The organism is Amycolatopsis japonica (assembly GCF_000732925.1).
Classification (GTDB): domain Bacteria; phylum Actinomycetota; class Actinomycetes; order Mycobacteriales; family Pseudonocardiaceae; genus Amycolatopsis; species Amycolatopsis japonica.
On the sequence record NZ_CP008953.1, the window covers coordinates 8,869,335 to 8,882,732 of the forward strand.

Consider the following 13,398-nt stretch of genomic DNA (forward strand, 5'->3'; position numbering starts at 1 on the left):
TCAGGGGCGGAACACCCCGAGTGCGGCTTCCAGTCACGCGAGTCACGTGCCTGAGCACGCGAATCACGCCTTCGCGCACGCCGCGCCCTGTGTTCCAGGTCCGTGACTTCAGGCGGACGCGACGCGCTCCCGGACGAAGGCGATGTCCGCGGCCTGCCCGTCGGCCGGGGTCTCGACGACCACGGGCGCACCCGCTTCGGCCGCGACGGCGGCCAGAACCTCGGGATCGATCGTGCCGTCGCCGCCGACGACGTTGGCGTGCCGATCCCGCGTGGAACCGAACTCGTCACGCGAATTGTTGAGGTGCACCAGGTCGATCCGGCCGGTGATGGCCTTGACCTTCTTGACCGCCTCGGTCAGATCCCAGCCCGCCGCGTACGCGTGGCAGGTGTCGAAACAGAAACCCGCGCCGAATTCGCCGACCTTGTCCCAGAGCCGGGCGATCGTGTCGAGGTCGCGGGTCATCGCGTTGTCGCCGCCCGCGGTGTTCTCGATCAGGATCGGCACGGCGAAACCGCCCTTTTCCTGTTCCCGCTCGAAAAGCTTGCGCCAGTTGACGAGGCCCTCTTCGACGTCCGCGCCCGCACCGACGTGGCCGCCGTGCACGACGAGCCCTTTCGCGCCGATTTCGGCGGCACCGTTCGCGTGCTGGGTGACGTTCTTCCGAGACGGGATGCGGATGCGGTTGTTCAACGACGCCACGTTGATCAGATACGGCGAATGGATGAACACCTCGACCGGCGATTCCTTGATCGCTTCGCCGTGCGGGTGGGGTTTGGGAGCTTTCCAGCCCTGCGGGTCGGAAAGGAAGAACTGGAGGACCTCGGCCTCGCGTTCGGCGACCGCGGAGAGGGGATCGTCGTCGCGGACATGGGCACCGATTTTCATGCCAGCACGCTATACCTGCCGAATTCTCCCCGGCGCGCCCCAGTCCGTCACGCTCGTGGGGTAGCGTGAGCGCGTTCCGTTAAACCGCGTGGGTCTTTGAGGGGCGGAGGACGAACTCGATGGGGAAGACTGCCGGGCGGATCACGGCTTGGGGATTCGCGCTTTCGGTCATGGCCGGACTCGCGTTCCCGATGACCGCGACGGCCGCCGAGGAACCGAGCCCGACCCTTTCCGGTGATTGCGGATCGACGCTGCAGAACGGAAAGTCCGGCAACGGCCTCACCGCCGACGTGGGCGCGCCGCTCGGGTCGTCCGAGGTGCTGACGGTCGGTCTGGATTCGAAGGCCAAGACCGCCGAGGGCCGGAAGCCCCTTCTCTCCTTGCCGGTCGGGGATCTCGTCAAGACGACCGGTCTCACCGACAACGCGGCAGGCGACCTCGTCGCGCAGGGTGTCTGCACCCCGGCGCAGGGCGCGGTGAACGCGGTCGGGAACCTGACCCAGGGTGTCGCCGACGAGCTGCCGGTTCCCGAAGTCCCCAAACCGCCGAAGCCCGAACCTCCCAAGCCGGAGCCCCCGAAGCCGGGTCCGGGTCAGCCCGGCGGTCCGGGCAGCGAACTCCCGGTCGAGACCGCCCCGGGTTCCTCCACCGGTATCGGCGGCGACTCGATCGCCGGCCTGATCAGCAACGCGGCGCTGCTCCCCGGCAGCTTCGTCCAGGCGCCGGTGATCACCGAGATCATCCCCGGCGAGGTGCCGCCGCCCACCGTCGACGAGAAGGACACCGGCAACGCGCAGGCCATCCAGGCGCCGGTCGCCCCGGCCAAGCTGCCGCTGCTGCTCGCGGTGCTGGCGCTGGCCGTCGTCGCCGCGGCTCTCGTCCGCGCTTGGCTGCGGGGTAAGCCCGCCTGATCTTCACCGTCAGTGACGCCCGCTTCCACTCGAATGCCTGACCTCTTCGAGTGAGCGGGCGTTACTTGTCTCCATTAGCGTCGTTATCCGGGTAGGTGACCCCGACGACGGAGGAGTCGAAGGCATGCGCGAACGGACACGGAGGGCGACCGCCCTGGGTGCGTCGGCCTTCATTCTCGCGGGCTCGGCCGCCCTCGCCATGCCCGGCCAGGCCGCCGCCGCGGAGACCAAGACCGCCACCTGCGGCGGCTCGGTGACCGCGAAGACCGGCGACACGATCCTCGGCAAGACCCCGTTGCTCGGCATCCCGCTCAACCTCGGCCAGGCCGGGTCGGTCTCCGGGGTGCTCACGGGCACGATCAACGCGCTGCTCGGCACAGTATGCAAGGTGACGGTGACCGTGGTGAACACCGTCGTCGCGCCGGTCCCGGTCGTCGGCGCACCCGCCGCGGAAGCGCTGAACGGCGCGGTCGCCGGCACCACCCAGGCGCTGACCGGTGGTGGCGCCAAGCCCGCTCCCGGAACCCAGCCCCAGCCTGGGAAACCCGCTCCCGGAACACCCGGCAGCGGCGGACCCCAGACCGGCGGACCGGGTGCTCCCGCGCAGGGTGGCGCCCCGGCGGGCGGCATCCCGGCGGCGAACAGCCCGCTCCTGCCCGGCACCTTCACCCCGAATTTCGGCGGCCTGCCGTGGGGCATCAGCACGGGCTACGCCCCGATGCGCGACTACAGCTCCATCCCGATGGCGACGGCCGGTCTCTTCAGCCCGTCGCCCGGCCTCCGGTACGGCGGCCAGATCCCGGGTTACGCGCCGCAGTTCGGCATCGCGACCGAGAACCAGGCCGGCAACCCGGACGTCCAGAATGCGGGACAGGCCGAAGCGCTACCGAGTGTGAGCGACGGATTCACTCAGGACGGGAAACTGCCGCTGCTGATCGCCGTTTTGGCACTCTCCGGAGTCAGTGCGGGCCTCGTGCGCACCTGGGTCCTCCGCCGAATGGCCGCTACAAGTTAGTCCTACCGCCTAGTATCTTTCTGGTCACTCCCTCGTTATCCCCGTTGCAGTGATTCCTCATGCACTGCTTCACGCCCCCACCGACCCGGAGGATCGCGCCCGTGCGGAAGACCACCATCTGGCAGACCACCCGCAAGGCGCTCACCGTCACCGCACTCGCGACCATGGTCACCGGTGGCGCGCTCCTGACGGCGGGTACCGCCTCGGCGGCGGGCACCACGCTGGCGAACGCGTGCAGCGGCACGGTGAACGGCGGGATGGGCGACACCGTCGCGATCACCGGCACCTCGGTCAAGGAACTGGTGCGGGCGGGCGCGCGGGAAGCGGGCACGCTGGCGCTGTACGACGTCGCCGCGAACGACATCGCGAAGGTCAACAAGATCGACCTCGGCTCTGTCCCGAACGCCGCGGGCGGTTCGATCGACGGCAAGGCGATCGGCACGGCCGTGCGGCAGGCGGTCAAGGACACCAAGTCCTGGGGCCTCGGGCTGAACCCCGAGAAGACGCTGAACTCCATCGAGCACAAAGTCGCCGGCAGCTGCGGCCTGACCACGGTCGCCACGAACTACGTCGCGCCCACCCTGCCGACGCCGGGCACCACCGGCCCGCAGCAGGGCGGCAACGGCGGCGGCACCAACGGCCTCCCGACGTCGCCGAGCCTGCTGCCCGGCGGCAGCAACGGCACCGGCTACGCCCCGCCGCGCGACTACGGCAACCTGCCGGTCGCGCAGCCGGGTGTCGCGGTGGCGCCGGGCGTGCGCTACCCGGCCAACAGCCCGCTCCCGGGCGAGGGTGCCCCGCAGTACGGCACCGACGGCCAGGCCGGCCCGGGTCCGGACGTCCGCAACGCGGGCAACGCCGAAGCGCTCGCGACCGACGGCATGCCGGGCGGCGACGTCCAGCTGCCGATGCTGCTCGCGGTGCTCGTGCTGGCCGGCGTGACCGCCGCGCTGGTCCGCACCTGGGTCCTGCGCCGCGTCTCCTGACCGCCAGGTACGCTTACCTGGACAAACCCTCCTGCCACGGACAGTCCGTGGCCGCGAGCCCATAGGAGGTGAGTGGTTGTGTCACGCCATTACGAGGTAATGGTCATCCTGGACCCCACGCTCGACGAGCGTACGGTGGCCCCGACCCTGGACAACTTCCTCAACGTGATCCGCACTTCGGGCGGAAGCGTCGAGAAGGTCGACGTCTGGGGCCGTCGCCGGCTGTCCTACGAGATCAAGAAGCACGCCGAGGGCATCTACGCGCTCCTCGACCTGAACTCGACTTCGGAAGCGGTCAAGGAGCTGGACCGTCAGCTCTCGCTGCAGGAGACCGTGCTCCGCACCAAGGTCATGCGCCGCGAGATCAAGCGCGCCGCGACCGCCGCCGCCAAGGCCTGAGCCGAAGGACTTTCCGATGGCTGGAGACACCGTCATCACGGTGATCGGCAACCTCACGTCCGACCCGGAGCTTCGCTTCACCCCTTCCGGTGCGGCGGTCGCGAACTTCACCGTCGCGTCCACCCCGCGCACGCTGGACCGTCAGTCCGGCGAGTGGAAGGACGGCGAGGCCCTGTTCCTGCGCTGCAACATCTGGCGTCAGGCGGCCGAGAACGTCGCCGAGTCGCTGACGCGTGGCGCGCGAGTCGTCGTGCAGGGGCGCCTCAAGCAGCGGTCTTTCGAGACCAAGGAAGGCGAGAAGCGCACCGTCGTCGAGCTCGAGGTCGACGAGATCGGCCCGTCGCTGCGCTACGCCACCGCCAAGGTGAACAAGGTCAGCCGTGGCACCGGTGGCGGTGGCGGCGGCTTCGGTGGTGGCGGCGGTGGCGGCCAGTCCGGCCCGCCCGCCGACGACCCGTGGGGTTCCGCCCCGCCCGCCGGTGGCGGCGGTGGCGGCGGTTTCTCCGACGAGCCGCCCTTCTGATCAGGCGATCCACCGCGGGCGCGAGCTCCGCGAGACGCCTCGAGACAACCACTACGTAGAAATTCAGGAGTAATACCGTGGCCAAGCCACCCATCCGCAAGCCCAAGAAGAAGGTCTGCGTGTTCTGCAAGGCCGAGAAGAAGGGCCGCCCGGAGAACATCGACTACAAGGACACCAACCTGCTTCGGAAGTACATCTCCGACCGCGGGAAGATCCGTGCCCGTCGTGTGACCGGCAACTGCAGCCAGCACCAGCGTGACATCGCCATCGCGGTCAAGAACTCCCGCGAAATGGCGCTGCTGCCCTACACCTCGACCGCGCGCTAAGGAGGCACGTCAATGGCGAAGATCATTCTCACCACCGACGTCGCCAACCTCGGTGGGCCCGGCGACATCGTCGAGGTCAAGGACGGCTACGCACGCAACTACCTGCTCCCCCGCGGCTACGCCATCGTGGCCACCAAGGGCGCGGAGAAGAACGTGCGCACGATCAAGCGGGCGCAGGAGAGCCGTCGCATCCGCGACCTCGACCACGCCAAGGAGATCAAGGCGACCCTGGAGGGCCTCGGCGCCATCCAGCTGAGCGGCAAGGCGGCCGAGGGCTCGAAGAAGCTCTTCGGTTCGATCACCACCGCCGAGATCGTGGACGCGATCAAGGCCGCGGGTGGCCCGCTGCTCGACAAGCGCGTCATCGAGCTGAAGGACCACATCAAGACCGTGGGCAAGCACTCGGTCGGCGCCCGTCTGCACCCCGACGTCCGCGTCGACGTGCGGCTCGAGGTCAAGGCCAAGTAACACCGCTTCGGCACAGGGCGGGACGTCTCCATTCCGGAGGTGTCCCGCCCTTTGTTTTACGGGGAACCCCACCCCTTCGGGCCACGTCTTAAGCTTGACTGGGGATCAAGGCATTATCGAGACTCGACGTCGAGGCACGGGGAGATCTGGACGCATGGCTTACGACAGCAACGCCGAGCAGAACCGGCAAGAGAAGGTCACGGTGTCCGCGCCCGCCAATCCGGACACGACGAAGTCGGGCGGGGGTGGCGGCGGGTTCACCTTCGACAAGGACAAGATCGACGGCATCATCAAGAAGTGGACGGATCTGCAGGCCGAGCTCAAGCGGGACTACGCCGACGCGAACCTGATGGCGAACGTCAAGGCGCCCGGCAAGGAGTTCGCGAGCGGCGACTGGGAGAAGCTGGCCAACCCGTCGGGCAAGGCGTTCCTGGAGCAGAACCAGAAGATGCAGGACTACGTCAAGAACTACATCGACCAGCTGACCGCCGCCAAGCAGAAGATCGCCACGAACGAGGCCGAAACGCAGGCTTCGCTCAACAAGCACAAGGCCGTGTGATGCGACGTTCCCTCGTTCTCCTCCTGGCCGCGGGCGCGCTGGTCGCCGGCTGTTCGGGCACCAAGAACGGCACCGCCTCTTCGGAGCCGTCCTACACGACCGGGCCCGGTGCCTCCAGCGCGTCGAGCGGCTCGTCCGGCTCCGCGCCCAAGGTGTCGAACCCGTTGAAGACCTCGTCGATCGAGAGCGACGCCTGTTCGGCGCTTTCCGCGGCGAAGCGGACCGAGCTCGGTCTCGGCGAAGGCGAGCGGCGGACCACGAGCGTCGGGCCCGGCTGCTCGATCTTCGCCGCCGACGACAAGCTGAACCAGATCGAGATCAGCCCGGTGCTCGCGAACAAGAACGGCCTGAGCGACGTCTACGACACGAAGGCCAACAACGAGTACTTCGAGCCGACCGAGGTCGCGGGCTACCCGGCGGTGTACGCCGCGTCGCTCGACCACCGCAAGAACGGCAAATGCGGTCTGTTCGTCGGCGTGACCGACCAGCTGTCCGTGAACATCCTGGTGCAGTACGACAACGGGCCCGGCGCGAGTGATCCGTGCCCGGTCGCGCTCAAAGTGGGGGAAGCGATGATCGAGACGTTGAAGGAGGGCTGACGCGTGTTCCTGCTGCCGATCATCGCCGGGTATTCGGCCTACAACCTGGCGACCACGAAATCCGGCGACTTCGAAGCGTCCGGCGGCGATCGCAAGATCGACTGCTACAACATCTGGGAGAAGATCGTCACCGGTCCGGGTACCGGGTCGATCCAGGAGGGCCAGGCCGCCGCGACCCGGCTCAAAGCCGGCTACCAGGACAGGCTGACCACCATCGACAACCTGTCGAAGGAGATGGACGCCGCCTGGACCGGCAAGAGCGCCGAAGCCGCGCAGCAGTCGGGTGCGCATCCGCTGCGGACGTGGATGGAGGACTCCGGCAAGAAGCTGGTGGACTCCGACAAGTACCTCGGTGAGCAGAACACCGCCTTCACCACGGTGAAGGCGAAGGTGCAGCAGGTCCCGAAGGACCCGCCGAAGAACAACCTGCTCAACTCCATCACCCCGTGGACCACCGACACCGACCGCGCGATCCGGGACTACAACCAAAAGGGTCAAGCGAACGTCGACGCGTTCAACGAGTACTTCAAGGCCAGTTCCGAGAACGGTAAGAAGCTGCCCACCTACAACAAGATGGAGGGGCAGAACACCAACGTCGACGTCAACGGCGGCGGCAAGGACAAGAACGGCAAGGACAAGGACGGCAGCGGCCAGGGCGACCGGAACGGGAACAACGGCATGCCGGGCATCTCGACGCCGCCCGGTTCGATGCCGCCCGGCGGGATGCCGAGCGTCCCGAGCCCGAACATCCCCGGTTCGAACATGCCGGGCATCGGCACGCCGGGATCGAACCTTCCGGGCAGCAATCTGCCCGGGTCGAACCTGCCGGGTTCGAACCTGCCCGGCGGCCAGTACAACCCGAACATCCCCGGCAGCAACTACAAGCCGCCGTCCTGGGACGACGGGACGAACGCGTCCGGCTACACCCCGCCGAAGATCCCCGGCGCCGGTGGCTTCGGCCCGGGTGGTGGCGGCGGAGGCGCCGGTGGCGGCTTCGGTGGCACCGACATCCCCGGTGCGGGCGGCTTCGGCCCGGACGGTGGCTTCGGTCCTGGTGGCGGCTTCGGCCCCGGCGGCGGAAGTGGCGCGGCCTTGCCCGGCAACGCGGGTGCCATGGGTGGCGCCGGCATGGGCGGCGGCGCCGGTGGCTCCGGTTCCGGAGCGGGCCGCGGTGCCGGCGGCATGATGGGCGGCATGGGCGGTATGGGAGCCGGTGGCGCCAAGGGGAAGGGCGGCGAAGACGAGGAGCGCAGCTCCAAGTTCCTCGTCGGCGACGACCCCAACGAGATCTTCGGAACCGACGAACTCACCGCACCGCCGGTGATCGGCGAGTAGTCATCACGAGCGGGCCGGGCGCGTGCCAAGATTGGGGCCGCGCCCGGCTTGTCTTGTTCCGGGCTGGACGAACAGAACGACTAGGGGGCAGTTCCGGTGCTGGACAAACAGGTCACGATCACGACCGGCACCCTCATCACGCTGATCCACCGCCGAGGCGGCGAACCGCACACGATCCTGTCGGAAACCCCCACTTGGTACGACGAGGACGCGCAGCGGGCCGAGGACGAGCGGACCAACGAGGAACTGGCGAGCCAGGGTCTCTTCGGCGCGCGAGGACTGCACCCCGGTTTCAAGGCGACGCTCGAAGCGATCGCCAGGCCGACGCTGGAGTACTACGGCTGGGTCGACGGCGGGTTCGAGGGGAAGGCGCTGAGCTTCAGTCTGCTCGCGGGGAGCGCGGGCGGCGAGGGTTTCGTGCTCGCCCGGCACAGCGAGCACGACGGCGTCGCGCTGGCCTCCGTGCGGCCCGAAGAGCTGCTCACCGAGTTCCTCGACCAGATCCCGAAGCTCGCGCCGGGACGCGGCCGTCCGATCGCCGTCCCGAAGAGTCAGGTCGAGGCTCCGCGCTCGTCGTCGACGGCGCAGGACGAGGGCTTCGAGGTGCTTCGCAGCGGGCGGCAGAGCACGGGCAGCCAGGAGGCCGACGAGCTTCGCCGCATCCTCGCGTTACGCCGTTTGGGGAGTGGAAGCCTCTACGTCGCGGCCCGCGGCCGGAGTGGCGCGCGGCAGCGGATCGAACGCCCGGTGAACTACATCGATACGACCGAGGGCCGGTGGCTGACCGAAGAGGTACCGGGGAGTGGCGAGCCGAGGATCGCCTTCACACCCGCCGACCAGCAGGTTCTCGGAGAACGACTACGGAGCGCACAGGGCAGGTTGTTCGCGTCCTGAATTCCGGCCCGTTCAGCCCGGCGGGTCAGCCCTCTACCCTCCGTAGCATTCATCCACAGGGCACCCCTGTGCGCCCGCGTGCGACACGCCGAACGACGACTTTTGCCCGACACGCCGTCGCGAGGTGAATAAAGTTCTCCACAGACTCTCCACAGGGCCTGACCAGCACTTTTGTCAGACCATCCCAGCGTTGCCCACAAGTTGTACACAGGGTTTGGGTCACCTGTGAAGGGATGCCCGCAGTCATCCCCAGGTTATCCACAGGGCGGTCCCCAGGCGAAATTGCGCTCGTCCTTTCGGGGGGCTTAGCGTGCCCGCCGGGCCGGTACACACCGTGGTGGTCGTCCGGCCGAAAAGGGGAAGACAGGGGAGAGTCCGGAGCCGCGGGAGGGGCGGACGGGCGCGGGCGGACCGACCGGGGAAATTCTGGCATAATCGAACGCGTGTTCGATGTCTTGAGGAGGTGGCAGCAGCGGTGGCGCTGACCGACGACCGCAATCCGATGTACGCGGAGTCCGACCCGGGTCCCAGCGACCCCGGTCCGCGTGGCGGTGAATACGACCGCCAGCCTCCGCAGGACATCGCGGCCGAGCAATCCGTGCTCGGCGGCATGCTGCTGTCGAAGGACGCCGTCGCCGACGTCATCGAAGCCCTCGGCCCCGACGACTTCTACCGTCCCGCGCATCAAGCGATCTACGACGTCATCCTCGATCTCTACGGCCGAGGCGAACCCGCCGACCCGATCACCGTCTCCGCCGAGCTGGAACGCCGCGGCGAGCTGGGCCGGGTCGGTGGCGCCCCGTATCTGCACACCCTGATCGCGACGGTGCCGACGGCGGCGAACGCCGGGTACTACGCCGAGATCGTCTCCGAGAAGGCGGTGCTGCGGCGCCTGGTCGAGGCGGGCACGCGGATCGTGCAGTACGGCTACGGCGCGGCCGCGGCCGACGGCGCGAACATCGACGAGGTCGTCGACCGCGCGCAGGCCGCGATCTACGACGTCACCGAGCGGCGCACCAGCGAGGACTACGTCGCGCTCGAAGAGCTGCTCCAGCCGACCATGGACGAGATCGACGCGATCGCGTCGCGCGGCGGGCAGTCGCAGGGCATCCCGACCGGGTTCGCCGATTTCGACGACCTGACCAACGGCCTGCACCCCGGCCAGATGATCATCGTCGCGGCGCGGCCCGGTGTCGGGAAATCGACGCTGGGACTCGATTTCGCGCGTTCGGCGTCCATCAAACACGGTCTGACCAGCGTCATCTTCTCGCTGGAAATGAGCAGGACCGAGATCGTCATGCGCATGCTCTCGGCCGAGGCTCGGATCCGCCTGGCGGATATGCGCGGTGGCAAGATGTCCGACGACGACTGGACGCGGCTCGCGCGCCGGATGAGCGAGGTCTCCGAAGCGCCGCTGTTCGTCGACGACTCGCCGAACATGACGATGATGGAGATCCGCGCGAAGGCCCGGCGGCTCAAGCAGCGCAACGACCTCAAACTCGTCGTCCTCGACTATCTCCAGCTGATGACCTCGGGTAAGCGCGTCGAGTCGCGGCAGCAGGAGGTCTCGGAGTTCTCGCGGCAGATGAAGCTGCTGGCGAAGGAGATCGAGGTCCCGGTGATCGCGATCAGCCAGCTGAACCGTGGTCCCGAGCAGCGGACCGACAAACGCCCGATGCTGTCCGACCTCCGTGAGTCCGGCTCGCTGGAGCAGGACGCCGACCTCGTCATCCTGGTCAACCGCCCCGACGCCTGGGAGCGGGACGACCCGCGGGCGGGTGAGGCGGACCTGATCATCGCGAAGCACCGTGCCGGGCCGACGGCGACGATCACCGTGGCGCACCAGCTGCACTACAGCCGCTTCGTCGACCTGTCACACGACTAAAGCAAGAACTCGAAGACGTCCTTGGTGAACCGCCGATCGCTCATCACGGTGTGGTGCCGTCGGCCCGGGTAGACCTTGAGATCGCCGCGGCGCGTCTTGTCGGCCACCCGCTCGGCGAGTTCGAGCGGGTAGAGGGCGTCCCGCGAGCCGGCGATCACCAAGGTGGGCGCGGTGATCTCGCCGAGCCGGTCTTCGATGTCGAAGGCGTCCTCGGCCCGCAGCATGGCCACCATGCCGTTCGGGTCCGCCGGACGGCCGGAGGTCAGCGCCAGCAGACCGGCCAGCAGTGCGCGCCCCGGCCGGGATTCCGCGACCGTGGGCGCCAACGCCATGGCCGCGGCCCGGTGCCGTCCGGCGGCCAGGAGATCCGCGTACTCGCGCTGGACGCGGCGGCCGGTCGAGCCGAGGCGGGTGCCCGCGGCGCCGACCACCAGGTTTCGCACCAGGCCGGGGTGGTCGGCGGCGAACTGCAGCGCCAGGCAACCGGCGGTGGACACGCCGAGCACGTCGACCGGGCCGTCGAACCGTTCCCGCAGCTCTTCGGCGTGGTGCGCGGCGAGGTCGGCCATGGTGACGCCGGGTTCGAGCCCCGGCCGCCGTCCGACCGTCAGCACGGTGAACCGCGCGGCCAGCGGTTTGAGGGAACGCACCTCCGCCCAGCGGGCGACGCCGGTGGGGTTGGCCGAGTCGGGCAGCACCGTCCGGAAGACCACGAGCGGGCTTCCCGTGCCGAACTCGAAATACGGGGCCCCACCGGCCAGTACACCTTCGCGCATGGTCACTCCTTGATCAGTCCCGCCGCGACGATGTCGATGAGCCGGTCGAGCACGGCGGGGTAGCGGTGCTCGCCGATGTCCTGCCGGTGCATGGGCAGCAGCAGTACGGCCTGGAGCACGCCGGTCAGCTCGTCGTCGTCGGCGTCGACGAGCTGTCCCTTGGCTCGGGCCGCCGCCAGGAATCCGGGCAACGGCAGCACCTCCTCGGCTCTGGCCATCTCTTCGGGCCCCATCCGCCGGGCCACCGCCCGCATCTCCTCGGGATGCGTGATCAGCCGGTGGTAGAGCGGGTTCTCCGCCAAGATCCGTACCGTGGCGCGCAGGAAACCGGCAAGGGCGGCGCGGGCGTTTTCGGTCTCGTTCACCACCACCGCCAGTTGTTCGTGCAGCTCAGGGGCCTGCCGCAGCATGAGCTCCAGGTACAGCGCCTCCTTCGAATCGAAGAAGGCGTAGAAGCTGCTTTTGGCGATCCCGGCGGGGGCCACGAGGTCGTCCAGAGAGGTTTTGCGCAGGCCCTGCGCGGCGAACAGGGCACGTCCGGCGTCCAGGAGCCGCTCGGTGATCCTGGCGCGGTCCTCGGCGCTGAACGGGCTCGGCATCTCGGCTCCCGGCTGGCTATGAACGAAATGAGTTTTCGTTCATAGCCACCTTAGCCTCACCCGGGCTGGAAGAACGCGAGCATTTTCCGAGAAGCGTCCGGAGCCGCGAGGAGTTCGTGGACCCGCTCGGACATCCGGGCGGCGGCAGTGGCGCGTTCGAACATCTCGTGTTCGTACTCCTTGACGGCGGCGGGGAAGTCGTCCGGCCGCGCGGCCAGCGCGAGCCCGAGCAGGGCACCGTCGAGCAGGGCCATGTTGGCGCCTTCGCCCACCGGCGGCATCAGGTGCGCGGCATCGCCGACCAGGGTGACGTCCGGCGCCGACGGCCAGGTCAGGCCGACGGGAAGGCTGCTGATCGACCGCGGCACGATCACGTCGTCGCAGGCCGCGATCAGCGCGGTGAACCGCGCCTCCCAGCCGTCGAGCCGTCCGATCAGCCACGTCCGGGCGGCGGCCGGATCGTCGAGCGGCATCCCGTTGGTGGCGAACCAGTCCTCGGCGGTGCCGTAGAAGCTGAGGCCAACGCGAACCGTGCCGTCGCCGTTGCGCTGCGCCGCGAGGGATTTCCCGTCGCCGAGCACCCAGTACGTGCCGCGTCCGACCATCGCCGCGAGATCGGGATGGGTGCGGTCGATGTCGGGGATGCGGAGTTCGACCAGGTTGTGGCCGAGATGCGCCGGCCGGGCGTCGGTGAGCAAGGCGCGGACGCGGGAGTTGGCGCCGTCGGCACCGACCAGGAGGTCGTACGTCGCGCTGTGCCCATTCGCGAAGCGCACGACGCCGTCTTCGGCGGATTCGAACGCGTGCCCCCAGCGCACCGTGTGCTCGGGAAGCGAGTCCAGCAGCAGGTCGCGCAGATCGGCCCGGTCGACCTCGGGTCGCGCGAAGGGCGCGTCGTCCGGTGTGTCCTCCTGCAGCAGCAGGGTGCCGTCCGGTTCCAGGAGCCGCATGTCCTGGCCCTCGCCGCGGGCGATCGCGGCGAACCGGTCGATCAGACCGGCTTCGCGCAGCGCCCGCTGCCCGGTGTCGTCGTGGATGTCGAGCATGCCGCCCTGACCGCGGGCGTGGCGTGACGACTCCCGTTCGTACACGACGGCTTCGATGCCGTGGACGTGCAGGACCCGGGCGAGAGCCAAGCCGCCGAGGCCCGCTCCGACGATGGCGATGGTCATGTTTCGCACCTCTCGATACAGTGTATTGCTCGATACACTGTATCGAGCAATGCGTTGTATTGT

16 protein-coding genes are annotated in these 13,398 nt (G+C 68.7%); 12 read left to right on the plus strand and 4 right to left on the minus strand.

Translation table 11 applies throughout. The features are described from left to right. Positions 1–108: 108 nt before the first annotated feature. Positions 109–888 (minus strand): deoxyribonuclease IV, encoded by a 780-nt coding sequence (locus AJAP_RS41325; RefSeq protein ID WP_038521916.1) that lies wholly within the window; start codon positions 886–888, stop codon positions 109–111. Between the two features lie 119 nt (positions 889–1,007). Here AJAP_RS41325 and AJAP_RS41330 point away from each other — a divergent pair, with 119 nt between their 5' ends. The 12 genes from AJAP_RS41330 (at position 1,008) to dnaB (ending at position 10,788) form a co-directional block, all read left to right on the plus strand. Beyond that, positions 1,008–1,799 carry a hypothetical protein gene (locus AJAP_RS41330; protein WP_038521918.1) on the plus strand — a complete coding sequence of 264 codons (792 nt, stop codon included), beginning with the start codon at positions 1,008–1,010 and terminating at the stop codon, positions 1,797–1,799. Positions 1,800–1,923: 124 nt separating this feature from the next. Then, positions 1,924–2,814 carry a hypothetical protein gene (locus tag AJAP_RS41335; protein WP_038521921.1) on the plus strand — a complete coding sequence of 297 codons (891 nt, stop codon included), beginning with the start codon at positions 1,924–1,926 and terminating at the stop codon, positions 2,812–2,814. A gap of 101 nt (positions 2,815–2,915) precedes the next feature. Further along, on the plus strand, positions 2,916–3,800 hold the full coding sequence (locus AJAP_RS41340) for a hypothetical protein (protein ID WP_038521924.1): 885 nt from the start codon (positions 2,916–2,918) through the stop codon (positions 3,798–3,800). Positions 3,801–3,878: 78 nt separating this feature from the next. After that, the gene (gene rpsF, locus AJAP_RS41345) at positions 3,879–4,199 is read left to right on the plus strand and encodes a 30S ribosomal protein S6 (RefSeq protein WP_016338288.1); all 321 of its coding nucleotides are present in this window, start codon (positions 3,879–3,881) and stop codon (positions 4,197–4,199) included. A gap of 16 nt (positions 4,200–4,215) precedes the next feature. After that, a complete protein-coding gene (locus tag AJAP_RS41350) occupies positions 4,216–4,722 on the plus strand; it encodes a single-stranded DNA-binding protein (protein ID WP_007032318.1) in 507 nt (168 codons plus the stop codon). A 77-nt stretch (positions 4,723–4,799) separates the two neighbouring features. After that, positions 4,800–5,048, plus strand: a complete 249-nt coding sequence (rpsR, locus tag AJAP_RS41355) for a 30S ribosomal protein S18 (protein WP_005168122.1) — start codon at positions 4,800–4,802, stop codon at positions 5,046–5,048. A 12-nt stretch (positions 5,049–5,060) separates the two neighbouring features. Continuing rightward, positions 5,061–5,516: a 50S ribosomal protein L9 gene (rplI, locus tag AJAP_RS41360; RefSeq protein ID WP_005168124.1), complete on the plus strand. Its 456-nt coding sequence runs from the start codon at positions 5,061–5,063 to the stop codon at positions 5,514–5,516. A gap of 154 nt (positions 5,517–5,670) precedes the next feature. Further along, positions 5,671–6,075 (plus strand): hypothetical protein, encoded by a 405-nt coding sequence (locus tag AJAP_RS41365; protein WP_038521928.1) that lies wholly within the window; start codon positions 5,671–5,673, stop codon positions 6,073–6,075. Further along, positions 6,075–6,674 carry a DUF3558 domain-containing protein gene (locus tag AJAP_RS41370; protein WP_038524870.1) on the plus strand — a complete coding sequence of 200 codons (600 nt, stop codon included), beginning with the start codon at positions 6,075–6,077 and terminating at the stop codon, positions 6,672–6,674. The genes AJAP_RS41365 and AJAP_RS41370 overlap by 1 nt, the downstream gene beginning before the upstream one ends. Positions 6,675–6,677: 3 nt before the next feature. Further along, a complete protein-coding gene (locus AJAP_RS41375) occupies positions 6,678–8,009 on the plus strand; it encodes a PPE domain-containing protein (RefSeq protein WP_038521931.1) in 1,332 nt (443 codons plus the stop codon). A gap of 96 nt (positions 8,010–8,105) precedes the next feature. Beyond that, positions 8,106–8,903, plus strand: a complete 798-nt coding sequence (locus AJAP_RS41380) for an ESX secretion-associated protein EspG (protein ID WP_038521933.1) — start codon at positions 8,106–8,108, stop codon at positions 8,901–8,903. Positions 8,904–9,378: 475 nt separating this feature from the next. Next, positions 9,379–10,788 carry a replicative DNA helicase gene (gene dnaB / locus AJAP_RS41385; protein ID WP_016338295.1) on the plus strand — a complete coding sequence of 470 codons (1,410 nt, stop codon included), beginning with the start codon at positions 9,379–9,381 and terminating at the stop codon, positions 10,786–10,788. Here dnaB and AJAP_RS41390 read toward each other — a convergent pair. Genes AJAP_RS41390 through AJAP_RS41400 form a run of 3 tightly spaced genes read right to left on the minus strand, consistent with a single transcriptional unit; the run spans position 10,785 to position 13,335 of the window. After that, the gene (locus tag AJAP_RS41390; RefSeq protein WP_038521936.1) at positions 10,785–11,564 is read right to left on the minus strand and encodes an alpha/beta fold hydrolase; all 780 of its coding nucleotides are present in this window, start codon (positions 11,562–11,564) and stop codon (positions 10,785–10,787) included. The two genes, dnaB and AJAP_RS41390, sit on opposite strands and share 4 nt — an antisense overlap. A gap of 2 nt (positions 11,565–11,566) precedes the next feature. Continuing rightward, a complete protein-coding gene (locus AJAP_RS41395; protein WP_038521940.1) occupies positions 11,567–12,163 on the minus strand; it encodes a TetR/AcrR family transcriptional regulator in 597 nt (198 codons plus the stop codon). Positions 12,164–12,219: 56 nt separating this feature from the next. Then, positions 12,220–13,335 (minus strand): FAD-dependent oxidoreductase, encoded by a 1,116-nt coding sequence (locus AJAP_RS41400; protein ID WP_038521943.1) that lies wholly within the window; start codon positions 13,333–13,335, stop codon positions 12,220–12,222. Positions 13,336–13,398: the final 63 nt, after the last annotated feature.